Annotated in this window: 20 protein-coding genes; 14 read left to right on the top strand and 6 right to left on the bottom strand. The window is 74.0% G+C overall.

The genetic code is table 11. The annotated features are described in order from the left end of the window. The first annotated feature begins 479 nt into the window (after positions 1 to 479). From GYH36_RS20380 to GYH36_RS15795, 7 genes are all read left to right on the top strand, one after another. Entirely contained in the window at positions 480 to 1,853 is a 1,374-nt protein-coding gene (locus tag GYH36_RS20380) for a Gfo/Idh/MocA family protein (RefSeq protein WP_162290338.1), read from the top strand. Between the two features lie 103 nt (positions 1,854 to 1,956). Further along, entirely contained in the window at positions 1,957 to 3,231 is a 1,275-nt protein-coding gene (locus GYH36_RS15820) for an ABC transporter substrate-binding protein (protein WP_162290337.1), read from the top strand. Positions 3,232 to 3,259: 28 nt separating this feature from the next. After that, positions 3,260 to 4,213: a carbohydrate ABC transporter permease gene (locus GYH36_RS15815; RefSeq protein ID WP_162290336.1), complete on the top strand. Its 954-nt coding sequence runs from the start codon at positions 3,260 to 3,262 to the stop codon at positions 4,211 to 4,213. Next, positions 4,210 to 5,130: a carbohydrate ABC transporter permease gene (locus GYH36_RS15810; RefSeq protein WP_312028673.1), complete on the top strand. Its 921-nt coding sequence runs from the start codon at positions 4,210 to 4,212 to the stop codon at positions 5,128 to 5,130. The genes GYH36_RS15815 and GYH36_RS15810 overlap by 4 nt, the downstream gene beginning before the upstream one ends. 8 nt (positions 5,131 to 5,138) lie before the next feature. Continuing rightward, on the top strand, positions 5,139 to 6,197 hold the full coding sequence (locus GYH36_RS15805; RefSeq protein WP_203231938.1) for an NAD-dependent epimerase/dehydratase family protein: 1,059 nt from the start codon (positions 5,139 to 5,141) through the stop codon (positions 6,195 to 6,197). Continuing rightward, the gene (locus GYH36_RS15800; RefSeq protein ID WP_203231937.1) at positions 6,197 to 7,384 is read left to right on the top strand and encodes a dihydrodipicolinate synthase family protein; all 1,188 of its coding nucleotides are present in this window, start codon (positions 6,197 to 6,199) and stop codon (positions 7,382 to 7,384) included. Before GYH36_RS15805 ends, GYH36_RS15800 begins: the two co-directional genes overlap by 1 nt. After that, complete coding sequence (locus tag GYH36_RS15795) at positions 7,381 to 8,445, top strand: hydroxyacid dehydrogenase (protein ID WP_162290334.1); 1,065 nt, start codon at positions 7,381 to 7,383, stop codon at positions 8,443 to 8,445. Before GYH36_RS15800 ends, GYH36_RS15795 begins: the two co-directional genes overlap by 4 nt. A 79-nt stretch (positions 8,446 to 8,524) precedes the next feature. Here GYH36_RS15795 and GYH36_RS15790 read toward each other — a convergent pair whose 3' ends face one another. Beyond that, complete coding sequence (locus GYH36_RS15790; RefSeq protein ID WP_228485229.1) at positions 8,525 to 9,523, bottom strand: DMT family transporter; 999 nt, start codon at positions 9,521 to 9,523, stop codon at positions 8,525 to 8,527. Positions 9,524 to 9,605: 82 nt separating this feature from the next. Between GYH36_RS15790 and GYH36_RS15785 the strand changes: the two genes are divergently transcribed. Beyond that, positions 9,606 to 10,517: a LysR family transcriptional regulator gene (locus tag GYH36_RS15785; RefSeq protein WP_162290333.1), complete on the top strand. Its 912-nt coding sequence runs from the start codon at positions 9,606 to 9,608 to the stop codon at positions 10,515 to 10,517. A gap of 16 nt (positions 10,518 to 10,533) precedes the next feature. Here the strand turns inward: GYH36_RS15785 and GYH36_RS15780 are convergent, their stop codons facing one another. After that, on the bottom strand, positions 10,534 to 10,920 hold the full coding sequence (locus GYH36_RS15780; RefSeq protein WP_021483152.1) for a YybH family protein: 387 nt from the start codon (positions 10,918 to 10,920) through the stop codon (positions 10,534 to 10,536). 331 nt (positions 10,921 to 11,251) lie between these two features. On the opposite strand from GYH36_RS15780, the gene GYH36_RS19815 reads away from it, so the two are divergent. Next, entirely contained in the window at positions 11,252 to 11,713 is a 462-nt protein-coding gene (locus GYH36_RS19815; RefSeq protein ID WP_031316674.1) for a tRNA (cytidine(34)-2'-O)-methyltransferase, read from the top strand. A 121-nt stretch (positions 11,714 to 11,834) separates the two neighbouring features. Further along, positions 11,835 to 12,167: a hypothetical protein gene (locus GYH36_RS15770; RefSeq protein WP_021483154.1), complete on the top strand. Its 333-nt coding sequence runs from the start codon at positions 11,835 to 11,837 to the stop codon at positions 12,165 to 12,167. 84 nt (positions 12,168 to 12,251) lie between these two features. Here the strand turns inward: GYH36_RS15770 and GYH36_RS15765 are convergent, their stop codons facing one another. Together GYH36_RS15765 and xylA are read right to left on the bottom strand one after the other, a co-directional pair. Further along, on the bottom strand, positions 12,252 to 13,847 hold the full coding sequence (locus tag GYH36_RS15765) for a xylulokinase (RefSeq protein ID WP_162290332.1): 1,596 nt from the start codon (positions 13,845 to 13,847) through the stop codon (positions 12,252 to 12,254). 1 nt (position 13,848) lies between these two features. Then, positions 13,849 to 15,030: a xylose isomerase gene (gene xylA / locus GYH36_RS15760; RefSeq protein WP_115941985.1), complete on the bottom strand. Its 1,182-nt coding sequence runs from the start codon at positions 15,028 to 15,030 to the stop codon at positions 13,849 to 13,851. A 98-nt stretch (positions 15,031 to 15,128) separates the two neighbouring features. Between xylA and GYH36_RS15755 the strand changes: the two genes are divergently transcribed. Continuing rightward, positions 15,129 to 16,358, top strand: coding sequence for an ROK family transcriptional regulator (locus tag GYH36_RS15755; RefSeq protein ID WP_115941984.1), 1,230 nt, complete (start codon positions 15,129 to 15,131; stop codon positions 16,356 to 16,358). Between the two features lie 3 nt (positions 16,359 to 16,361). Here the strand turns inward: GYH36_RS15755 and GYH36_RS15750 are convergent, their stop codons facing one another. Further along, positions 16,362 to 17,888: an alpha-N-arabinofuranosidase gene (locus GYH36_RS15750; RefSeq protein ID WP_162290331.1), complete on the bottom strand. Its 1,527-nt coding sequence runs from the start codon at positions 17,886 to 17,888 to the stop codon at positions 16,362 to 16,364. A 73-nt stretch (positions 17,889 to 17,961) separates the two neighbouring features. After that, positions 17,962 to 19,041 carry a LacI family DNA-binding transcriptional regulator gene (locus GYH36_RS15745; protein WP_312028672.1) on the bottom strand — a complete coding sequence of 360 codons (1,080 nt, stop codon included), beginning with the start codon at positions 19,039 to 19,041 and terminating at the stop codon, positions 17,962 to 17,964. A gap of 177 nt (positions 19,042 to 19,218) precedes the next feature. Here GYH36_RS15745 and GYH36_RS15740 point away from each other — a divergent pair, with 177 nt between their 5' ends. The 3 genes from GYH36_RS15740 to GYH36_RS15730 all read left to right on the top strand — a co-directional run bounded on the left by GYH36_RS15740 (position 19,219) and on the right by GYH36_RS15730 (position 22,547). Further along, positions 19,219 to 20,157 carry a carbohydrate ABC transporter permease gene (locus GYH36_RS15740; protein WP_024838860.1) on the top strand — a complete coding sequence of 313 codons (939 nt, stop codon included), beginning with the start codon at positions 19,219 to 19,221 and terminating at the stop codon, positions 20,155 to 20,157. Between the two features lie 4 nt (positions 20,158 to 20,161). Beyond that, complete coding sequence (locus GYH36_RS15735) at positions 20,162 to 21,103, top strand: carbohydrate ABC transporter permease (RefSeq protein WP_024838861.1); 942 nt, start codon at positions 20,162 to 20,164, stop codon at positions 21,101 to 21,103. A 112-nt stretch (positions 21,104 to 21,215) separates the two neighbouring features. After that, entirely contained in the window at positions 21,216 to 22,547 is a 1,332-nt protein-coding gene (locus tag GYH36_RS15730) for an ABC transporter substrate-binding protein (protein WP_024838862.1), read from the top strand. The last annotated feature ends 38 nt before the right edge of the window (positions 22,548 to 22,585 follow it).

The following is a 22,585-nucleotide window of genomic DNA, read 5'->3' as shown; positions in this document are numbered from 1 at the left end:
CGCCCCCCGGCCTGGGGCTGGCCGCCCCCCCCGGTTCCCCCCCCCCTGCCCCCGCGGGGGGCCCCCCCCCCCCCCGCCCGGGGGGGCCCCCCCCCCCCCCCCCCCCCCCCGCGCCGCTCTCCCCACCGGCCGCACCCCGGCGCGGGAGCAGCGCGCGAGGTGAGACGACGAAGGGGCCGGGGGTGGTGAGTGCGGGTCGTGGCGGGCCTGGCGGGAGCGCCGCGAGGAACGAGCAGCGCGGATGGTAGACCCGCACTCACCACCCCCGGCCCCGGCCCACGACGACCACCGCGCCGGCACCCCGAGGCGCGGCACGAAAGGTCACAACTCCGCATCGCGTCGTGCGCGAGTTAACACGAGCGCCGATCTGGCGTAACATCGGCATGGCAGGCTTGCTATAGCAAATAGCAAACGAGGCCTGCCAGGGCCGGGAGACCCCCGCCCCGCAGGACCATCGCAACGGAGCAAGGACCGCACACGTGACCCCGAACCCCCCGCCTGTCACCGTCGCCCTCGTCGGCGCCGGCAACCGTGGTCAGACGTACGCGCGCTGGATCGCCGAGCACCCCGAGCGCGCACGTCTCGTCGCCGTCGCCGACCCCCGCCCCCACCAGCGCGGGCTCGTCGTCGACCAGGCCGTCGCGGCGCAGGCCGGCCTCTCCGCAGCCCACGCCGTCGCGTCGGGCACCGCGCTCAATGTCGAACCGGGTGCCGAGCTCCCGCAGGTCGCGGAGTTCGCCGGCTGGCGCGACCTCGTCGCCGCGGGCGACGCCGACCGGGCCGCGGGGGGCACCGGTCGGCTCGCGGACATGGTGATCGTCGCGACGCAGGACCGCGAGCACCGCGACCCCGTCGTCGCGCTCGCGCCGCAGGGGTACGCGATCCTCGTCGAGAAGCCGCTCGCGCCGAGCCCGGAGGAGTGCCGGGACGTCGTGGACGCGGTCGAGGAGTCGGGCGTGCTCTTCGGCGTGTGCCACGTGATGCGCTACATGCCGTACACGGACCTCGTGAAGTCGGTCGTCGACTCGGGCGTCCTGGGCGAGATCGTCAACGTCCAGCACCTCGAGCCCGTCGGCTGGTGGCACGACGCCCACTCGTACGTGCGCGGCCCGTGGCGGTCGGAGAAGACGTCGAGCCCGATGCTCCTCGCGAAGTCGAGCCACGACCTCGACTGGATCCGTTACGTCACCGGCAAGCGGATCGCGACGGTCGCGAGCTTCGGCTCCCTCAAGCACTTCCGGCCCGAGGAGCGCCCGGCGGGCGCGGCGGACCGCTGCCTGGACTGCCCGCTCGAGCCCACGTGCCCGTACTCGGCGCCGCGCCTGTACCTGTCGACGCTCCGCGAGAAGGGCCCGATCTGGCCGGTCTCCGTCATCACGGACGCGACCGACGAGGCGGGCGTCGTCGAGGCCTTGCGTACCACCGACTACGGCCGCTGCGTCTACGACTCGGACAACGACGTCGTCGACCACCAGGTGGTCGCGATGGAGCTCGAGGGCGGCGGCGCGGCGACGTTCACCATGACGGCGTTCTCCGAGCAGGACCACCGCAAGACCCAGATCTTCGGGACCCACGGGTGCCTCGACGGCGACGGCGAGAAGGTCCGCGTGACCGACTTCCGCGACGGCAGCGTGACCGTGCACGACGGCGGCCACCACGGCGCCACGAACGCCGCCGACGACCACGGCGGCGGCGACTCGGGCGTCATGGACGCGTTCGTGCGCGCCGTCGCCACGGGCGACCCGAGCCACGTCCGGTCGGGCGCCGTCGAGTCCCTCCAGAGCCACCTCGCCGTGTTCGCGGCCGAGGAGTCGCGCCACCGGCGCACCGTCGTCGACGTCCCGGCCCGCTGACGCGTCCGGCGCGACGACCGCACCTCCACAGCACCACACCGCACAGCACCACCCCACCCCCCACCCGCCCACCCCGGCGGGACCTCACCAAGGAGACACGTCGATGACCCTGCGCACGACGAAGCGCCTCTGGACCGCCGCCCTCGCGGTCGGCACGCTCGGCGCGCTGAGCGCCTGCGCCGGCGGTGCCGGCGCCGGCAGCTCCACCCCCACCCCCGAGGACGGCGCCGCGTCCGGCTCCGTGACGATGTGGACGTACCCCGTCATCGCCGACGAGGCCGCCCACAAGGCCTTCTGGGACGAGCAGATCGCCGCCTTCCAGGAGGAGAACCCGGACGTCGAGGTCAAGGTCGAGATCTACCCGTGGGCCGGTCGTGACGAGACCCTCGCGACGGCCATCGCGGGCAACAAGGGCCCCGACGTCGTCTACCTCATCCCGGACCAGATCCCCAAGTACGGCAAGTCGCTGGCTGCGGTGGACAACTACGTCACCGACCAGGTGGGCGACCTGCGCGAGAACGCGTCGAAGGCCGTCACGGTCGACGGCGCGATGCTCGGCTCGCCGCTGATCATGAACAGCAAGCCGCTCGTGTGCAACGCCGCGGCGTTCGAGGCCGTCGGCGAGGCCGGCAACTACCCGGAGACGTGGGACGACCTCATGGCGCTCGCGCCGACGTTCCAGGCCGCGGGCTACGACGTCACCAACTACTGGGGCTCGGTCGACGCGACGCTCAACGAGTCCTTCTACCCGCTGCTGTGGCAGGCGGGCGGGTCCGTCTTCTCCGAGGACGGCTCGTCGGTGGCGTTCGACTCGCCCGAGGGCGTCGAGGCCCTCCAGTTCGCGGTCGACCTCGCCGAGGGCGGGTACATCGAGAAGGACCTGCTGACGACCATCCCCGCGTTCGAGCAGACCAACACCGCCAAGGGCAAGATCGCGTGCACCTGGCAGCAGGGCCCCGCCGACGTCGCCGGCTTCTGGGGCGAGGAGAACGTCGTCGTCCTCCCGCCCCTCAAGGAGGCGGAGGCGGTCGCGTTCGGCACGGTCGGCTCGCTGTCCGTGCTCAAGACGGCGGACAACCTCGACGCCGCGGGCAAGTGGGCCGCGTTCGCGACCTCGCCCGAGGTGAGCACGGAGTACGCGAAGGCGGCGGGCTGGTTCTCGCCGTACGAGACCGAGTCGGGCCTCTACGCCGACGACCCGGTGCTCTCCGCGCTCGAGGACACGCTCCAGTACACGACCGCGGGCGAGGTCAACGAGAAGTCCCGTGAGGTCATGGGCGTGCTCGCCCCGGAGATCCAGGCCGCGCTCATCGGCGAGAAGACGCCGGAGCAGGCCCTGAAGGACGCGGCCGCAGCGGCGAACCCGCTGCTCGGCTGACCGACGTCGCGGTACGAGAGGAGAACCCATGACCGCGACCGCCCCCACCTCGGACGGGATCACCGCCGACGGGGCCGACCGGCGCCCGGCGTCGAAGCCCCCGCGCGGCGGCACCCGCCGCGTCCTGCAGCGCCGCGAGGCGAGGATCGGCCTGCTGTTCGCCCTCCCCGCGTTCCTGCTGTTCCTGCTGTTCCGGTTCGGTCCCGCCATCGCGGGCGTCGCGCTGAGCTTCTTCGACTACACCATCGGCGTCGGCGCCGAGTGGACGGGCGTCGAGAACTTCCGGCGCATGGTCGACGACCCGATCTTCTGGTCGGCGCTACGCGTCACGGTCGTGCTGAGCCTGCTCATCGTCCCGGTGTCGCTCGCGATCTCGACGTTCATGGCGCTCATGGTGCGCCGCTCGTTCCGCGGCTCCGGCTTCTACCGGTCGGTGTTCTTCCTGCCCGTCGTCACGAGCCTCGTGCTCGCCGCGACCGTGTTCACGTGGGTGTTCTCCACGAACGGCCCGTGGTCCAAGCTCATGGGCGCGCTCGGGTTCTCGACGGAGTCCTGGCTCGGCGACACGCTGCTCGTGCTGCCCGCGCTCGCCATGGTCGCGATCTGGTCGCGCTTCGGGTACGGGATGCTCATCCTCCTCGCCCGCATGCAGGACCTGCCTCGCGAGCTCGAGGAGGCCGCCGCGATCGACGGCGCCGGACCGTGGAAGCGGTTCTGGCACATCATCGCGCCGCAGCTCAAGCCCACGCTCTTCTTCCTCGCCGTCATCGAGACGACGGCGTCGTTCCAGATCTTCGACCTCGTCTATGTGATGACGGCGGGCGGACCGGCCCGGGCGAGCTACAACCTCGTCTTCTACATCTACGACCAGGGCTTCAAGTACTTCGACCTCGGCTACGCGAGCGCGCTCGGCGTCGCGCTGTTCGTCGTCACGCTCGTCGTCGCCCTCATCCAGCGCTTCGCCATCGGGAGGGACAAGTGACCGCCGCCGACCCCACCACCACCGAGCGCGTGCTCGAGGGGGCCGCGCTGCCGGTGCGCCCCACCGCGACCCGGCGCCGGCGCGGCCGCAAGGGCGCGAGCGACCTGTCGCTGCGCGGCAAGGTGCTGCGCTACGTCGTGCTCTCGCTCGCCGCCGTCGTGACGATCTTCCCGTTCTACGCGATGGTCGTGCTGTCGCTGAAGCCGGCCGCCGCGATCGACTTCCCCGCGTCGCTCCTGCCGACGAACCTCACGACCGATGCCTACGGCCGCGTGCTCGGCGCGGGCAACATCGGCACCTGGCTCGTCAACACGCTCGTGTACTCGGTCGTGTCCGTCGTCGCCGTGCTGCTGCTCGCGTCGATGGCCGGCTACGCGTTCGCCAAGAAGAAGTTCCCCGGGCGCGAGGCCATGTTCTGGTCGTTCCTCGCGATGGTCATGGTCCCGTACCACGTGACCCTCATCCCGACGTTCATCCTCATCGCGCAGGCGGGCGGACTCGACACGTACTGGGGACTCATCCTGCCGACGCTCGCGAACGCGCAGGCCGTGTTCCTCATGCGGCAGTTCATCCTCGACCTGCCGGACGAGCTGTTCGAGGCCGCGAAGCTCGACGGCGCCTCGGAGTGGCGCATCTTCCTGCGCATCGTGCTGCCGCTGTGCAAGCCGATCCTCGCGACGCTCGGCACGTTCGTCTTCCTGTGGCACTGGAACGACTTCCTGTGGCCGCTCATCATCGGCCAGGGCACCGACCACTGGACGCTGACCGTCGGCATCGCCTCGCTCCAGCAGCAGGACGTGCCGCTCAACATGGTGCTCGCGGGCGCCACCATCTCGTTCGTTCCGATCTTCGCCTCGTACCTCGTGGCCCAGCGCTTCTTCGTCGAGGGCGTCACCTCGTCCGGCATCAAGGGATGACTCACCACATGACCACGCAGACCAGCACCACCGCCCTGAAAGCCCCGACGTCCGTCGCGGAGCTCGAGGAGCTGCTCACGACGCCGGCGCCCGCCCTCGTGGAGGACCTGGCCGCCCGCTCGGGCGACCTCGTCATCCTCGGCGCGGGCGGCAAGATGGGCCCGAGCCTCACCGTCCTCGCCCGCCGCGCCCTCGACGCGGCCGGGCGCACGGGCGACGCCGTGCACGCCGTCTCGCGGTGGTCCGACGCGGCGCAGGCCGACCGCCTGCGCGACGCCGGGGTGAACGTCGTCGCGGCCGACCTGCTCGCGCCCGACGCAGACCTCGCCGCCCTGCCCGACGGCGCCGACGTCGTCTACATGGTGGGCGCCAAGTTCGGCACGTCGTCCGCGCCGTCGCTCGCGTGGGCCGCGAACGCGGCGCTCGTGCACGACGTCGCGCGCCGCTACGCCGACTCGACCATCGCGGCGTTCTCCACCGGGAACGTCTACCCGCTCGTGCCCGTCGAGTCGGGCGGGTGCTCCGAGGAGCACCCCGTCGGGCCGGTCGGCGAGTACGCGATGAGCTGCCTCGGGCGCGAGCGCGTGCTCCAGCACGCCGCGCTCTCGCGCGGCACGAAGGTCGTGACGATCCGCCTCAACTACGCCGTCGACCTGCGCTACGGCGTCCTGTTCGACGTCGCGTCGCCGATCCTCGCGGGCGAGCCCGTCGACCTCACCACCGGGCACGTCAACGTCGTGTGGCAGGGGTACGCGAACGAGGTTGCGCTGCGCTCGCTCGCGCTCGCGTCGTCGCCCGCGACGGCGATCAACCTCACCGGACCGGAGACGGCGTCGGTACGGCGCCTCGCGGAGCTCCTCGGCCGCGGCCTCGACCGCGAGGTGTCGTTCACGGGCGAGCCCGCCCCGACGGCGCTCCTCAACGACGCGACGCGCTGCCACGAGCTGTTCGGCTACCCGCAGGTGCCGCTGCGCACGCTCGTGGACTGGCAGGCGCGGTGGCTCGCGGCCGGGCTGCCGACGAGCGGCAAGCCGACGAAGTTCGCCGTGCGCGACGGGGCGTTCTGATGACGGCCCCCACCACCCCCGCCGCGGCGCCGGCCGCCCCGCGCCTCGCCGACGACGTCGCCGCGCTCCTGCGCACGGGGACCGTCATCCCCGCGCAGCCGCTCGCGCTCGACGCCGACCGCCGCCTCGACGAGCGCCGCCAGCGCGCGCTCACACGGTACTACCACGCGGCGGGCGCGGGCGGCGTGGCCGTCGGCGTCCACACGACCCAGTTCGAGATCCGCGAGCACGGGCTCCTGCGACCCGTGCTCGAGCTCGCGGCCGAGGTGTCGCGCGCGACGATCGCGGGCGACGCGCCCGCAGGCTCGCTGCACACCGGGCCCCGCCCGCTCGTCCAGGTCGCGGGCGCCGCCGGCGACGTGCGGCAGGCCGTCGCCGAGGCGGAGCTCGCGGCAGGACTCGGCTACGACGCGGTGCTGCTCGCGCCCCGCGTGCCCGGACTCACGGGCTCGCGCGAGGAGGTCGAGCGCGTGCTGCTCGACCGGGCGCGCGCGGTCGGCGAGGTGCTGCCCGTCATCGGGTTCTACCTCCAGGAGGCGATCGGCGGGCCGCGCCTGTCCGTCGGCTTCTGGCGCGAGTACGCGTCGATCGAGGCGGTCGTCGCGATCAAGGCCGCGCCGTTCCACCGCTACCGGACGCTCGACGTCCTGCGCGGCGTCGCCGCGTCCGGGCGCGGCGACGAGATCGCGCTGTACACGGGCAACGACGACGCGATCGTCGTCGACCTCACGCAGCGCCTCGACGTCCCGGTGACCGACGCCGAGGGGCGCGCCTCGACCTTCACGGCGCGGTTCGTGGGCGGCCTGCTCGGGCAGTGGGCGGTCTGGACGCGGGGCGCGGTCGAGACGCTGGCCCTCGCGCACGCGGCCCAGGGCATCGGGCCGGACGGGGGCGCCACCGTGCCCGACGCCGCCGCCCTCGCGACCCTCACCGCGCGCGCGGCCGGCCTCACCGACGCGAACGCGGCCGTCTTCGACGCGGCGGGCGACTTCGCGGGCGTCATCGCAGGCGTGCACGAGGTGCTGCGCCGCCAGGGCCTGCTCGAGGGCATCTGGTGCCTCGACCCGGACGAGACTCTCTCCCCCGGCCAGGCCGACGAGCTGACGCGCGTGACGGCGTCGTACCCGTGGCTCGCGGCCGCGGACGACGCGCTCGTCGCGGAGCACCTCGAGGACTGGCTGCGATGACCGGCGCGCCCGGCACGGAGACCGTCGCGGGGCCTGGTCCAGGAGCCGGGGCTGCCCGCGCGGTCGTCGCGGTCGCGCCGTGGTTGCGCACCGAGCTGTTCGCCCCGGACGTCTGGGAACGCCTGGCCGGCGCGGGACCGTTCGACGTCGTCGACGACCCGCGGGCGCTCGGCGCCGCGCTCGACCGGCTGAGCCCCGCGGTGCGCGAGCGCGTCGACGCGCTCGTCATCTCCTGGGGCACGCCGCCCCTGGACGACGACCTCCTGGACCGGCTCCCCCGGCTGCGGCTCGTCGCGCACACGGGCGCCTCCGTCAAACCGTTCGTCACGCCCGCGCTGTGGGAGCGCGGGGTCCGCGTGACGCAGGCGGGCCAGGCGATGGCGCGCCCCGTCGCGGAGGTCTCGGTGACGTTCGCGCTCGCGCTGCTCCACCAGGTGCCCGCGTTCCACAACGCCCTGCACGACGGCGTCCCGTGGGCCGACGCCGAGGCCGCACCCCCGCGGTACGAGATCGCGGGCACGCGCGTCGGCGTCGTCGGGGCGTCGCGCACCGGCCGTGCGGCGATCGCGATGCTGCGTGCGCTCGGCGCGGAGGTCGTGGTCGCCGACCCCACCCTCTCCCCCGCCGACGCCGCCGCGCTCGGCGCGACGCTCGTCGCGCTCGACGAGCTGCTCGCGACGAGCCGCGTGACGATGCTGCACGCGCCCGTGCTGCCCGAGACCCACCACCTGCTCGGCGCGCGCGAGCTCGCTCTCCTGCCCGACCACGCGGGCCTCGTCAACACCGCGCGGTCGTGGCTCACGGACGAGGACGCGCTCGTCCGCGAGCTCGCGACGGGGCGGATCAGCGCCGCGCTCGACGTCTACGACGCCGAGCCGCTGCCCGAGGACCACCCGCTGCGCCGCCTGCGGAACGTGCTCCTCACGCCGCACCACGCCGCCGCGACCGTCCAGGGGCGGCTCGCGCAGGGCGCGATCGTCGTCGACGAGCTCGAGCGCTTCCGCGCGGGCGAGCCGCTCGTCCACGAGGTGCGCGAGGCCGACCTCGACCGCATGGGCTGAGCCCGCGGCGGGCCGGGTCGGGGCGTGTTGCACCGGGCGGGCTGGTTACGTCGGGGCCGGGTCGTACGGCCGGACCGGGTCAGGCTCGCGCGGCCGGCACCGGGGGCACCGGGGCGACCCGCCGCCGCGGGAGCGTCGCGACCGCGACCCCGGCGAGGCACAGCGCGCCGCCCGCGAAGGTGACCGGCGCCGGGACCTCCGCGAGCACGAGCCAGGAGAGCACCACCACGAGCGGCGGGACGAGATACGTCGTCGCCGCGGCCCGGCCCGCGCTGAGCCGCGAGAGCGCGTAGCCCCACGTCGTGAACGCGACGGCCGTCGGGCCGAGCCCGAGCAGCACGACCGCCCACGTCGACGACGGCGGCGCCGCGGCGGCGTCGGCCGCGAGCGCCGGGGCGAACGGCAGGAGCGCGACCGTGCCCGCGAGGCACCCGACCCACGTCATCGTCAGGGCGTCGAGGTGCGCGAGGAGGCGCTTCTGCGACGTCGCACCCGCGGCGTAGAGGACGGCGGCGGTGAGCCCGAGCGCCACGCCGACGACGTCGCGCTCGCCCGAGGAGGTCGCGGCCGCGATGATCGCGACCCCGGCGAACGCCGAGGCCATGCCGACGAGCAGGCGCCGCGGGAAGCCCTCGCCGAGCAGGACGCCGGCGAGCACCGCGACGAGGACGGGCGCGACGTTGACGAGGAGCGCCGTCGTGCCGGCGTCGAGGTGCTGCTCGGCCGCGTTGAGCGCGAGGTTGTAGAGGCTGAACCAGCCCACGCCCCACGCGAGGACGCCCGCGAGCACGCGGCCGCGGGGCAGCACGGGCCGGTGCCCGCTGCGGAGCCACCGCACGGCGACGACGGCGGTGAGCCCGAGGCTGCCCGCGAGCTGGCGGCCCAGGGCGAGCGACCCGGGCGCGTAGTCGTGCCCGGCGGCGCGCACGCCGATGAACGCCGACGCCCACAGCACGACGGTCACGGCCACCGCGAGGACGACGGGCAGCCCGGCGCGACGGGCCGGTCCGCGGGCGGAGGGCAGGCCGGGCCGGGCGGAGCCGACGGGTGTCGTCGTCGAGGTCTCGGGTGCGGTCACGGGTCGATCGTCGCCCCGCCGCACCGTTCAGCACCAGCACGTGTTCCTACCGTTCGATGCAGTACGGCTGTAGCGTGAGGGGATGCTGGACGTGCATCGTCTCCGGATCTTCCGCTCCGTCGTCGCGAGCGGCTCGGTCCAGGCCGCCGCCGCCAACCTCGGGTACACGCCGTCGGCGGTGAGCCAGCACGTGGCCGCGCTCCAGCGCGAGACCGGGCTCGCGCTCCTCGAGCGCGCCGGGCGGGGCGTCCGGCCGACGGCCGCCGGGCTCGAGCTCGCCGCGCAGGCCGACCGCGTGCTCGCCCGGCTCGGCGAGGTCGAGGCCGTCGTCGCGGACCTGCGCGCCGGGCGGACCGGGACCCTGTCTCTCATGTACTTCGCCTCCGCCGGCTCCGCGTGGCTGCCGCGTGTCGTCCGACGGCTCACGACCGAGTTCCCCGGGGTCCGGCTCGACCTCGCCCTCGGCGAGGCGATCCCCGACGACCCCGACGCCCGCGCCGACGTGCAGGTCGCCGTCGCGTCGCCCGCCTTCGTCCCCGGCACCGGGTTCCGGGCGCACCACCTGCTGGACGACCCCTACGTCGCCGTCCTCCCCGCCGACCACCCGCTCGCCGGGCAGCCCGAGGTGGAGATCGCCGCGCTCGCGACGGAGCGCTGGGTCGACAACGACTTCGCCCGCGGGTGGTGCCGCCGCAACCTCGTCGAGGCGTGCACCGCGGCGGGGTTCAGCCCGCCGTTCCACGTCGAGGCCCACGACTACCCGACGGCGGTCGCGTTCGTCGGCGCGGGCATCGGCATCACGGTGCTGCCGCGGCTCGGCGCGGTGCACCTGCCGCCCGGCCTCGTCGCCGTCCCGGTCGTGCGGCCCGCGCCCGTCCGGTCGGTCTACGCCGTCGTGCGCGACGCCGCCGCCTCGACCCCGCCCGCCCGGGCGGTGCTCGACGAGCTGCGCGCGGTGGCGCGCGCGGGCGCCGCCGAACCGGCCGCGCGCTGAGCGCCGACGCCGCCCGTCACCCGGCGCTGTAGGAGCGGCCGGGCCAGTAGGCCCACTCCTCGAAGTGCTCGACGCGGCCGTCGGGGGCGAACCGCAGGACCCACAGGTCGCGGTACTCCTGCTCGCGCGGGGCGAGGTAGCGGACCTCGAGGCGCACGACGGCGTCCGGGCCGTCCACCGCGACGGGCTCCGCCGTCACCGTGAAGCGCGCGTCCTCGTCCACGCGCCAGAACCCCCGGATCGCGTCGTGGCCGTGCAGGGGCTCGTCGTCGTAGGGCGAGCGCAGGTACGTCGCGTCCGGGGTGAAGAGCCGCTCCACGGCGTCGGCGTCGCTCGCGCGCCACGCCTCCTCGTACGCGGCGACCCAGGCCATGACCTCCTCGCGGCCGCGCTCGCCGGTCATCGGTGGCCCGCCGCGGGGCGAACAGGGATGGTCTGGTGCACGAGAACCTCCACGGTGGTCGTCGTCGACCCGTCGACGCTACCGAGGTAGAGCCGAGGTCCGCGAGGTAGAGCCCCGGTCCACCGAGGGAGAGCCCAGGTCCCGCCCTGGCTGGCTACCACGCCTCTACCTCCGCAAGGCCAGCCCGCTACCTCGGCAGGGCGCGCCTCGTGCCGCGGGGGCGCACCTCCCTCGCAGCGCTGCGAGAATCGGGGGCGTGAGCGAGACCCCCGACCCCCGCACCGACTGGCGACCGCACGTCGCCGACCCGGCCGCCCGACCGCCGTCGACCCTGCCCCACGTGGTGTTCTTCGAGCCGCGCATCCCGGGGAACACGGGCAACGCGATCCGCCTCGCCGCGGTGACCGGGGCGAGGCTGCACCTGGTCGAGCCGCTCGGGTTCGACCTGGACGAGCCCAAGCTGCGGCGCGCGGGGCTGGACTACCACGACCTCGCGAGCGTCGAGGTGCACGCGGACCTCGACGCCGCGCTGGCGACCCTCCCGGGCCGGGTCTTCGCGTTCACGACCCGCGCGACGACGTCGTTCACCGACGTGACGTACCGGCCCGACGACGTCCTGCTGTTCGGCCCCGAGCCGACGGGCCTGCCCGACGACGCGCTGGCCCACGACCGGATCACGGACCAGCTGAAGATCCCCATGCTGCCCGGTCGCCGGTCGCTCAACCTCACCAACGCGGCGTCGATCGCCGTCTACGAGGCGTGGCGCCAGACGGGCTTCGCGGGCGGCACATAAGGGAAAGCACGTACCTGGCGAGGGTCAAATTTACGTACTGCTCGACTTGCTGACAGTGCAGCGCCACGGTGAACTGTGGCCGGGCCGATCGCGGCCCCCCACACCTGAGCAAAGGAGCTCCATGCGAACTCTCCGACTGCGCGCCCTGGCCGTCTCCGCCCTCGTTGCCGCTGCCGTCGCGATCGCCCCCTCGGCGAGCGCGGCCCCCTACGACGGCGGCGTGTGCACGTTCGACGTGACCCGGACCGGGAACGTCTTCACCGTCAGCGCGGGCACCTGCGACTGGGTGCTGCTCGAGGTCTACGGCAACGCGTACGGGACGAACCTCAACCGCTCGGTCTCGACGACGTCGGTCGCGTCGGTGGAGATCGCCGGACCGGTCTGGGGCGTGACCGGCGCCGCCGCGGTGGGCCGCAAGGCCGGCGTGACGGGCCCTGTCGTGCGCGTGCTCTGACCGCTCCTGCCCACCGTCGTGGGCGCACGAAGGGCCCGACCCCTCACGGGGGGCCGGGCCCTTCCCTGCTGTCGCGAGGTCGTGTCAGACGAGGTCGCGGACCGCCGCGTACTGCTCGCGGATGGCCGGGACCGGGTCGGCCTCGACCACCGTGGCCGACGACGCGGCCCAGGTGGGCGGGGCGACGTCCGCCCCGGAGCCGCCCGCCTCGTGCGCGGCGAGGACCCACGCCGCCTGGCGTGCGGCGCCGTCGGCCACGTACTCGCCGGGCTCGGGGACGGTGACGGGCAGGCCGAGGACCTGCGGCGCGATGCGCCGGACCGCCTCGGACTGCGCGCCGCCACCGATGAGCTGCACGCGCTCGACCCGCACACCGAGCGCCCGCAGCGCGTCGAGCCCGTCCGCGAGGCCGCACAGCATGCCCTCGACGTACGCGCGCGCGAGGTGCTCCGGCGTCGACGTACCGAGCCGGATCCCGTGCAGCGTGCCCGACGCGTCGGGACGGTTGGGCATGCGCTCGCCCTCCAGGTACGGCACGAGCACGAGCCCGTCCGCGCCGGGTGGTGCCTGGAGCGCGAGCCGCGACAGACCCGCATGGTCGACGCCCAGCACCGCGCGCGCCGCGTCGAGCACGCGGCTCGCGTTGAGCGTCACCGCGAGCAGCAGGTACCGGCCGGTCGCGTCGGAGAACCCGTTGACCAGGCCCGACCCGTCGGCCGTGCGGTCGTCCGTCACGGCGGACACGACGCCCGACGTGCCGATCGACACCGCGACGTCGCCCGCGACCATGCCGAGGCCGAGCGCGGCCCCCGCGTTGTCGCCCGCGCCGGGGCCGAGGAGCGCGCCGCCCTCGACGGCCGACCCGGCGACCGAGGGGTGCGCGACGCCCGCGGACGCGGACGGCGCGACCACGCGCGGCAGCACGACGTCGGTGCGCCCGAACGCGCGCTCCAGCAGGTCGAGGCGGTAGGCGCCCCGGCCGTCGTCGCCGTCGTCGCGCGTCGCGTCGTAGTACCCCGTGCCCGACGCGTCGGACGCGTCGGTGACGAGCGCGTCGAGGTCCGGGCCGAGCGGCGCGGACGGGTCGCCCGCCGGGCCGTAGCCCGCGATGCGCCACGTGAGCCAGTCGTGCGGCAGCGCGACGGCCGCGACGCGCGCGGCGTTCTCCGGCTCGGCGTCGCGCAGCCAGCGCAGCTTGGTCACGGTGAGCGACGCCACGGGCACGGAGCCGATCGCGTCGGCCCACGCCTGCGCGCCCGCCTCGTCCGCGGACACGACGCGGTCGTGCGCGTCCGGGACGTCCTCGGCGAGGCGGGCCTCGCCGAGCTCACGGATCAGGTCGCGCGCCGCGGGCGCCGAGCGCGTGTCGTTCCACAGGAGCGCGTCGCGCACGACGTTCCCGTCGGCGTCGAGCGCGACGAGCCCGTGCTGCTGCCCGCCGACGGCGAGCGCCGCGACGTCGTCGAGCCCGCCCGCGGCGGACGCGGCCTCACGGAACGCGTCCCACCACGCGTCGGGGTGCACCTCGGTGCCGTCGGGGTGCTTCGCGGACCCGGTGCGCACGAGCGCGCCCGTCTCCGCGTCGCGCACGACGACCTTGCAGGACTGCGTGGACGTGTCGACACCGGCGACGAGCGTGCGCTCGCCGCCGGCGTCCGACGTCCTGGCGTCGGCGGCCACGTCAGCCGATGAGGTGCTCGAGCGCGAGCTGGTTGAGGCGCACGAAGCCGAAGTCGCGGTTCGCCGCGGCGTCGACGTCGAACTCCTCGTACGCGCTGCGGTCCGCGAGCAGGTCCGCGACGGTCTCGCCGTCGCCGAGCGTCGGCTGGCCGAGCTCGAACACGCCGGAGTGCGCGAACGCCTCCTGGACGCGGCTGTCGGCGCGGTACGCCGCGGCCTTGCGCGCGAGCAGGCGGTACGTCTCCATGTTGGCGCGCGCGGAGTCCCACACGCCGACCTCGTTCTCGGTGCGCGACGGCTTGTAGTCGAAGTGGCGCGGGCCCGTGTAGGTGGGGCCGCCGTTCGGGAAGCCGTTCTCGAGCAGGTCGACCGTGAAGAACGCCGAGAGCAGGTCGCCGTGCCCGAACACGAGGTCCTGGTCGAACTTGATCGAGCGCTGGCCGTTGAGGTCGATGTGGAAGAGCTTGCCCGCCCACAGGGCCTGCGCGAGGCCGTGCGTGTAGTTGAGGCCCGCCATCTGCTCGTGGCCCGTCTCCGGGTTGAGGCCCACGATGTCGCCGTTGTCGAGCTTCGCGATGAGCCCGAGCGCGTGGCCGATGGTCGGCAGGAAGATGTCGCCGCGGGGCTCGTTCGGCTTGGGCTCGAGCGCGATCTTGAGGTCGTAGCCCTTCTCCTTGATGTACGCCGCGGTGAGGTCGATGCCCTCGGCGTAGCGCTCGTGCGCGGAGTGCAGGTCCTTGGCGCCGTCGTACTCGGTGCCCTCGCGGCCGCCCCACATGACGAACGTCTTGGCGCCGAGCTCGGCGGTGAGGTCGACGTTGCGCAGCACCTTGCGCAGCGCGTAGCGGCGCACGCCGCGGTCGTTGGACGTGAGGCCGCCGTCCTTGAACACGGGGTGGCTGAACAGGTTGGTCGTCACCATCTCGATGACGAGGCCGGTGTCCTCCGCGGCCTGGCGCACCGCGGCGAGGCGCTTGGAGCGCTCCTCGTCGTCCGCGCCGAACGGGACCACATCGTCGTCGTGGAACGTGAAGCCCCACGCGCCGAGGTCCGCGAGGCGGCGCACCGACTCGGCCGGGTCGAGCGCCGGGCGGCTCGCGCTGCCGAACTGGTCCTGCGCCGTCCAGCCCACGGTCCACAGACCGAAGGAGAAGTTGATGTCCTGGGTGGTCTCGTCGGCCACGGTGTCTCCTCGTCGAGAGGGCCGGGAGGACGACGTCGACCCGGCCTATTTATGTCTTACGGCTGAACTTATCCGCCCGGGTCGGTAAGGTCAAGACCGTGAACCGCAGCGCCGCGACCCGGTCGGGTCCTCCAGCAGCCCGGCAGGCCACGCTGCGCGAGCACAACCTCGCGCTCGTCGCCCGCGCGGTCTTCGAGGCGTCGCGGCCCTGCTCGCGGGCCGACATCGCCGCCGCGAGCGGCCTCACCCGCGCGACCGTCTCGACGCTCGTCGACCGCCTCGTCGCCGCGGGCATCGTGGCCGAGCTCCCGCCCGCCACGCCCCAGCGCGCCGGCCGCCCCGCGGTGCCGCTGGCCCCCGCGCCGCGCTCCCTCGTGGGACTCGGCCTCGAGGTCAACGTCGACTACCTCGGCGGCCGCGTCCTCGACCTCACCGGCACCGTCGTCGCCGAGCACGTCGACCCCGACGACCTGCACGACAGCGACCCGGCCGAGGTCCTCGGACGGCTCGGACGCATCGCGCAGGACCTCCTCGCGTCGGTCCGCGCCGAGGGCATGACCGTCGCGGGCGCCCGGCTCGCGCTGCCCGGCCTCGTCGACACGCGCGCGGGGCGGCTCGAGGTCGCGCCCAACCTCGGCTGGTCCCACCTCGACCCCGTGCAGCTGCTCGGCCTCGACCCCGACGTCCCCGTCGAGATCGGCAACGAGGCCAAGCTCGCCGCGCTCGCCCAGGCAGGCCGCGGCGTCGTGCTCGACGACGCGACCGGCACCGCGCCGTCGACCTTCCTCTACGTCTCGGGAGACGTGGGCATCGGGTCCGCGATCGTCGTCGACCGGCGCCTCTTCCACGGGCAGCACGGGTGGACGGGCGAGGTCGGGCACGTCGTCGTCGACCCGGGCGGGCCGCGCTGCCGCTGCGGCGCGACGGGCTGCCTCGAGCAGTACGCCGGCAAGGACGCGCTGCTGCGCGGCGCCGGCCTGCCGGTCGACGCGGACACCGGCGCGCTCGTCGCGGCGCTCGACGCCGGCGAGCCCCGCGCGCTCGCCGCGGTCGAGCGGGCCGGGACCGCGCTCGGGAGCGCGCTCGCCGGCTACGTGAACCTCGTGGACATCGACACCGTCCTGCTCGGCGGCATCTACCCCGCTCTCCTGCCGTACCTGCGCGCCGCGGCCGAGGCCGAGCTGCGCGCCCGCGTCCTCGCCGCGCCCTGGACCGACGTCGTGCTGCTGGCGGCGCCCGTGGGCGACCACGCGGCGCTCACGGGCGGCGCGCGCGAGGTCCTGCGCCACGTCGTGGAGGAGCCGAGCGCCTGGGTGGGCGAGGACTGACCCTCAGGCCGGCACGACCCCGAGCGCGGCCCACGACAGCGCGGGCAGCGTGAGGCGCACCTCGCCGTCCTCGACCCGCACGTCGAGCTCGCGCAGGCCCACGGGCTGCGCGTCGCGCGTGTTCGTCACGAAGCGGTCGTGGCCGTCGGGGACCGTGAGCACGACGGCGTCGTGCGCGCCGCGCAGCGCGCCGTGCGCCCCCGCGAGCGTCACCTCGACCGGGTTCTCGGGGTCGCGGTTGACGCAGAACACCTCGACGCGGTCGCCCGCCGTCGTCGCCGCGACGTCGACGACGGGCACGTCCCCGTACGCGTCGGTCGGGACGGTCGCGCACTCGGCCGCGACGCGCAGCGCCGCCCCGCGGGCGCGCGCCGCCGTGACGGCGAACGGCCAGAAGATCGTCTGCCGCCACGCGTCCGCGTCCGGCTCGGTGCGGATCGGCGCGATGACGTTGACGAGCTGCGCCTGGTTCGCCATCGTCACGCGGTCGGCGTGCCGCACGAGCGAGTTGAGCAGGCTCCCGACCACGACCGCGTCGGCCACCGCGTACTCGTCCTCGATGATGCGCGGCGCGACGTTCCACGCGCCCGTGAGCAGCGGCTCCTTGTCCTGCTCGTTGAACCGGTCGAGGTACCAGACGTTCCACTCGTCGACGCTGATGCCGAGGCGGCGGCCCTGCATGCGCTCGCCGAGCGCGGCCTCCTCCTCGTCGAGGATCGCGGCGACGCTCTCGATGTACCGGTCGAGGCCGACGCCGGACGCGAGGAACGACGCGAGGTCGCCCGGCTTCTCCTCGTAGTACGCGTGCAGCGACACGTGGTCCACGAGTCCCGCCGTGAGGCGCACGACCTCGCGCTCCCACTCCCCGAACGTCGGCTGGTCCGCCGACGACGACCCGGCCGCGACGAGCTCGACCGTCGGGTCGACGAACCGCATGAGGCGAGCCGTCTCCGCCGCGAGGCGCCCGTACTCGTGCGCGGTCTTGTGCCCGATCTGCCAGTCGCCGTCCATCTCGTTGCCGAGGCACCACAGGCGGAAGCCGAACGGGTCGGCCGCGCCGTTCGCGCGGCGCTGGTCCGACAGCGCGGTGCCGCCCGGGTGGTTGCAGTACTCGAGGAGCTGGGCCGCCTCGGCGGCGCCGCGCGTGCCGAGGTTGACGGCCATCATGACCTCGAGGCCCGCGCGCTCGGCCCAGCCCGCGAACTCGTGCAGGCCCACCTGGTTCGTCTCGATGCTGTGCCACGCGGCGTCGAGCCGCACGGGCCGCTCCTCGCGCGGACCCACGGAGTCCTCCCAGCGGAACCCGGAGACGAAGTTCCCCCCGGGGTAGCGCACGACGGTCGCGCCGAGCTCGCGCACGAGCGCGAGGACGTCGCCGCGGAACCCGTCGGCGTCGGCGGACGGGTGCTGCGGGTCGTGGATGCCCCCGTAGACGCACCGGCCCATGTGCTCGACGAACGTCCCGAACACGCGCGGGGACAGGTCCCCCACGACGTCGGTCGGGTCGATCCGGATGCGTGCGTGCGTCATGGTCCTCGTTCCGTGTGCTCGTGCCGGCGCGGTCGGGCGGGCCGGGTCGGTCGGATGGGTCGGTCGGGTCGGGTCAGGCGGACGGTGCGGCGGGGCGCCGGGCGGTGCTCGCGCGCTCCACGAGCCGCGTCGGGACGAGGCGCGTCCCCGTCTCGACGACGCCCTCGCGCACCTGGCGCAGCACCTGGTCGACGAGCCGGCGCCCGACCTCGGCGAAGTCCTGGTGGACGGTCGTGAGCGGGGGCAGGAACTCGCTCGACTCCGGCAGGTCGTCGAACCCGACGACGCTCACGTCCTGCGGCACGCGGCGGCCGCAGTCGTGCAGCGCGCGCACGAGGCCGAGCGCCATCTGGTCGTTCGCGGCGAACACCGCGGTGAGGTCGTCGCGGCGCGCGAGGCGCAGCCCGGCCTCGTACCCGGACGTCGCGGACCAGTCGCCGCGTTCGATCGGGGGCACCGCGCGGCCGGCCTCCTCGAGCGTCGCGCGCCACGCCGACGCGCGCCGCTCGGCGGCGAAGGACGCCGCGGGCCCGGCCAGGTGGTGCACGGTCTCGTGCCCGAGACCGAGCAGGTGCTGCACGGCCTGGCGCGTGCCGTCGGCCTGGTCGGTGTCCACGACGGCGTACTTCTCGCCCGCGTCGGAGTCGGCGACGACCACGACGACGCCGGGCGGGAGGCTCACCTGCGCGACGTCGAGGAGGTGCACCTCCATGAGCAGGATGATCGCGTCGACCGCGAGCTCCCCGAGGCGCGTGAACGCGCCGTGCACGCCGCTCTGCGTGGGGGCCGCGACCGGGATGACGGTGATCGCGTAGCCCTCGGCGGCCGCGGACGTCGCGATCGCCTCGAGCGTGCGGACGTTGCCCGTGGTCGCGAGCGAGAAGAGGATCACGCCGATCGTGCGGAAGGACCCGCTCTTGAGGGCGCGCGCAGCGCTGTTGGGCCGGTAGCCGAGCTCGGCCATCGCGGCGAGCACGCGCGTGCGCGTCGCCTCGACGACGCCGGGGTGGCCGTTGGACACACGGGAGACGGTCTGCGCCGAGACGCCGGCGACGCGCGCGACGTCGGCCATCGACACGCGCCGCGCCGTGCGGAGGGCGATCCCCCCGGGGCGCGTCAGGGCGGTCGTCTCGTCGTCGAGCCCGTCGGTCATGGCGTCCTCGTCCTCGTCAGGTCGGCGCAGCGCCTGCGCCGGACCGGCGTCCTGGCCGGTCAGGGACCAGGGTAGGCGATGTTTGCGCAAACACCGAACGTCGTGCCATGCTCATGTTTACGCAAACACGCGGCGACGCCCGATGTCGCCGTCCCCCGATGGCGAGGACCACAACGCATGACGACGACGTCCCTCCCCGTGGCAGGGCACAAGCCACCGGTCGGCGCCCCCTCGTCCCCACCGGCGCGGCGCCGACGGCGCTCGTGGGCCGGCTGGGGCTTCGTGGGCCCGTTCATGGCGGTCTTCGCGCTCGTGTTCCTCGCGCCCATCGCGTACTCGATCTACCTCAGCCTGTTCCGCACGCAGATGGTGGGCGGCACGCGGTTCGTCGGCCTCGAGAACTACGGCCGGGCGTTCTCCGACCCGCAGTTCTGGGAGGCGCTCGGGCGCGTCGCGCTCTTCCTCGTGGTGCAGGTGCCGATCATGCTCGGCATCGCGCTCCTCGTCGCGCTCGCGCTCGACAGCGGCCGGCTCTACGGCAAGGCGTTCTTCCGGATCTCAATCTTCCTGCCGTACGCGGTGCCCGCGGTCGTCGCCACCCTCATGTGGGGCTTCATGTACGGCACCCGGTTCGGCCTCGTGGGCAACATCAACGACGCGTTCGGGGTCTCCCTGCCCAACCCGCTGTCGCCGGACCTCGTGCTCGCGTCGATCGGCAACATCGTGACCTGGGAGTTCGTGGGCTACAACATGCTCATCTTCTACTCCGCGCTGCGCGTGATCCCCACGTCGCTCTACGAGGCGGCGGAGCTCGACGGCGCGGGCCAGTGGCGCGTCATCACGGCCATCAAGCTCCCGGCGATCCGCGGCGCGCTCGTCATCGCGACGATCTTCTCGATCATCGGGTCGTTCCAGCTCTTCAACGAGCCGAGCATCCTCCAGGCGCTCGCGCCCAACGCGATCACGACGTACTTCACGCCGAACCTCTACGCCTACTCGCTGTCCTTCTCGGGCCAGCAGTACAACTACTCGGCCACGGTCGCGATCATCATGGGCGTCGTCACGATGATCGTCGCCTACGTGGTCCAGCTCCGCGGCATGCGCAAGGAGGCCTGAGACCATGACCGCCGCGACCCCCACGTCCGCCGCCCCGGCCGCGCGGACCGCCGCGCGCCCCGTGCGCCTGCGCACCCCGCGCCGCCGCCCCCACTCGGCCGACCGCCCGCGCCGCAGCGTGCTGCTCACGGTGCTCACCGGCGTCGTGCTCGTGTACTCGCTCGTCCCGCTCGTGTGGCTCGTCGTCAACGCGACCAAGACGCAGCCCGACCTGTTCGACAGCTTCGGCCTGTGGTTCGGCGGCGAGTTCGCGCTGGTCGACAACGTGGTGCAGACCCTGACGTACGACGACGGGATCTTCGTCCGCTGGCTCGGGAACACCCTGCTGTACGTGGTCGTCGGCGCCGGCGGGGCGACGTTCCTCGCCGTCATGGGGGGCTACGCGCTCGCCAAGTTCGACTTCCCGGGAAAGCGCGGCGTGTTCGCCACGGTGATCGGCGCGGTCGCCGTGCCCGGCACCGCGCTCGCCGTCCCGACGTTCCTCATGTTCAGCCAGATGGGCCTGACGAACACGCCGTGGGCCGTGATCATCCCGTCGCTCATCTCGCCGTTCGGCCTTTACCTCATGTGGGTGTACGCGGCCGAGTCGGTGCCCCAGGAGCTCCTCGAGGCGGCCCGCGTCGACGGGGCGAGCGAGGCGCGCACGTTCTTCCAGGTGTCGCTCCCGCTGCTCGCCCCCGGGATCGTCACCGTCCTGCTGTTCACGATGGTCGCGACCTGGAACAACTACTTCCTGCCGCTCATCATGCTCAAGGACCCCGACTGGTACCCGCTCACGCTCGGGCTCAACGCCTGGAACGCCCAGGCGGCCACGGCCGGCGGGCAGGCGATCTTCAACCTCGTCATCACGGGCGCCGTCCTGACGATCCTGCCCCTCGTGATCGCGTTCCTGTTCCTGCAGCGCTACTGGCAGTCCGGCCTCGCCGCCGGCTCGGTCAAGGAGTGACCGCCCGCCCCCGGACGACGCTCCCCGATCGCTCCCCCACCCGGTCCCCGCGACCGCACCCCGCACCACCCGCACCACCCGTCCGTCTGACGACGAAGTGAGAGGAACCCTCATGTCCCCCATCACCCGCCGGTCGCGTCGCGCGACCGCCGCCATCGCCGCCACCGGCGCGCTCGCGCTCGTGCTGACGGCATGCAGCTCCGGCTCGGGCGGCGGCAGCGCCGACGACGCCGAGAGCGCCGTCGAGGAGGGCGGCACCATCACGGTGTGGGCCTGGGACCCCACGCTCGAGAGCGTCGCCGCCGACTTCGAGGAGGCGAACCCCGGCGTCGAGGTCGACATCGTCAACGCCGGCACCGGCAACGACCAGTACACCGCGCTCCAGAACGCGATCGCCGCCGGCTCGGGCGTGCCCGACGTCGCGCAGATCGAGTTCTACGCGCTCCCGCAGTTCGCGCTCTCGGAGGCGCTCACCGACCTGTCGTCGTACGGCGCCGACGAGCTCGACGGCACGTTCACGCCCGGGCCGTGGGACGCCGTCACGCAGGGCGACGGCGTGTGGGCCCTGCCCACCGACTCCGGCCCGATGGCGCTGTTCTACAACAAGCGCGTGTTCGACGAGCACGGCATCGCCGTGCCGACCACGTGGGACGAGTACGTCGAGGCGGCCCGCGCGCTGCACGCCGCGGACCCGGGCACCTACATCACCAACGACACGGGCGACGCGGGCTTCACGACGTCGATCATCTGGCAGTCCGGTGGCCGCCCCTACCAGGTCGACGGCACGGACGTGACGATCGACTTCTCCGACGAGGGCACGCAGCGGTTCGCCACGACGTGGCAGCAGATGCTCGACGAGGACCTCGTCGCGCCCGTGACGTCGTGGAGCGACGAGTGGTACCAGGGCCTCGCCGACGGCTCGATCGCGAGCCTCGTCATCGGCGCCTGGATGCGCGGCAACCTCGAGACGTCGGTCGAGTCGGCCTCGGGCGACTGGGCCGTGGCCCCGATGCCGCAGTGGGAGGCCGGCGAGCAGGTGACGTCGGAGAACGGCGGCAGCTCGCTCGCGATCCCCGCCGCGAGCGAGAACCAGGACCTCGCGTGGGCGTTCCTCGAGTACGCGACCGCGGGCGACGGCATCGCGACGCGCGTCGCGGAGGGCGCGTTCCCCGCGACCGTGGCCGAGCTCGAGGCGGACGACTTCACGCAGCAGGAGTTCGAGTACTTCGGCGGCCAGAAGGTCAACGAGGTGCTCGCCGAGTCGGCCGCGAACGTCGCCGAGGGCTGGACCTACCTGCCGTTCCAGGTCTACGCGAACTCGATCTTCAACGACACGGTCGGCAAGGCGTACGTCTCCGGCACGACCCTCACCGACGGCCTGTCCGCGTGGCAGGACGCGTCCGTGACGTACGGCAAGGACCAGGGCTTCACCGTCTCCGAGTGACGGCCTGACCCGGGCCGGGGGGGGGGGGCCGCCCCCCC

It is taken from the genome of Cellulosimicrobium composti, from assembly GCF_010287905.1.
GTDB classification, from domain to species: Bacteria; Actinomycetota; Actinomycetes; order Actinomycetales; family Cellulomonadaceae; genus Cellulosimicrobium; species Cellulosimicrobium composti.
The sequence above is the reverse complement of the archived record's forward strand: the minus strand, read 5'-3'. Positions and strand labels throughout refer to the sequence as shown.

Coding starts and splice junctions, on each gene's coding strand:
- GYH36_RS15780 (WP_021483152.1), bottom strand. CDS start 10,920: ATGACCGGCGAGCGCGGCCGCGAGGAGGTCATGGCCTGGGTCGCCGCG.
- GYH36_RS15740 (WP_024838860.1), top strand. CDS start 19,219: ATGACGACGACGTCCCTCCCCGTGGCAGGGCACAAGCCACCGGTCGGC.
- GYH36_RS15750 (WP_162290331.1), bottom strand. CDS start 17,888: ATGACGCACGCACGCATCCGGATCGACCCGACCGACGTCGTGGGGGAC.
- GYH36_RS15800 (WP_203231937.1), top strand. CDS start 6,197: ATGACGGCCCCCACCACCCCCGCCGCGGCGCCGGCCGCCCCGCGCCTC.
- GYH36_RS15805 (WP_203231938.1), top strand. CDS start 5,139: ATGACCACGCAGACCAGCACCACCGCCCTGAAAGCCCCGACGTCCGTC.
- GYH36_RS15735 (WP_024838861.1), top strand. CDS start 20,162: ATGACCGCCGCGACCCCCACGTCCGCCGCCCCGGCCGCGCGGACCGCC.
- GYH36_RS15730 (WP_024838862.1), top strand. CDS start 21,216: ATGTCCCCCATCACCCGCCGGTCGCGTCGCGCGACCGCCGCCATCGCC.
- GYH36_RS15770 (WP_021483154.1), top strand. CDS start 11,835: ATGCGAACTCTCCGACTGCGCGCCCTGGCCGTCTCCGCCCTCGTTGCC.
- GYH36_RS15785 (WP_162290333.1), top strand. CDS start 9,606: ATGCTGGACGTGCATCGTCTCCGGATCTTCCGCTCCGTCGTCGCGAGC.
- GYH36_RS15795 (WP_162290334.1), top strand. CDS start 7,381: ATGACCGGCGCGCCCGGCACGGAGACCGTCGCGGGGCCTGGTCCAGGA.
- GYH36_RS15815 (WP_162290336.1), top strand. CDS start 3,260: ATGACCGCGACCGCCCCCACCTCGGACGGGATCACCGCCGACGGGGCC.
- GYH36_RS15745 (WP_312028672.1), bottom strand. CDS start 19,041: ATGACCGACGGGCTCGACGACGAGACGACCGCCCTGACGCGCCCCGGG.
- GYH36_RS15820 (WP_162290337.1), top strand. CDS start 1,957: ATGACCCTGCGCACGACGAAGCGCCTCTGGACCGCCGCCCTCGCGGTC.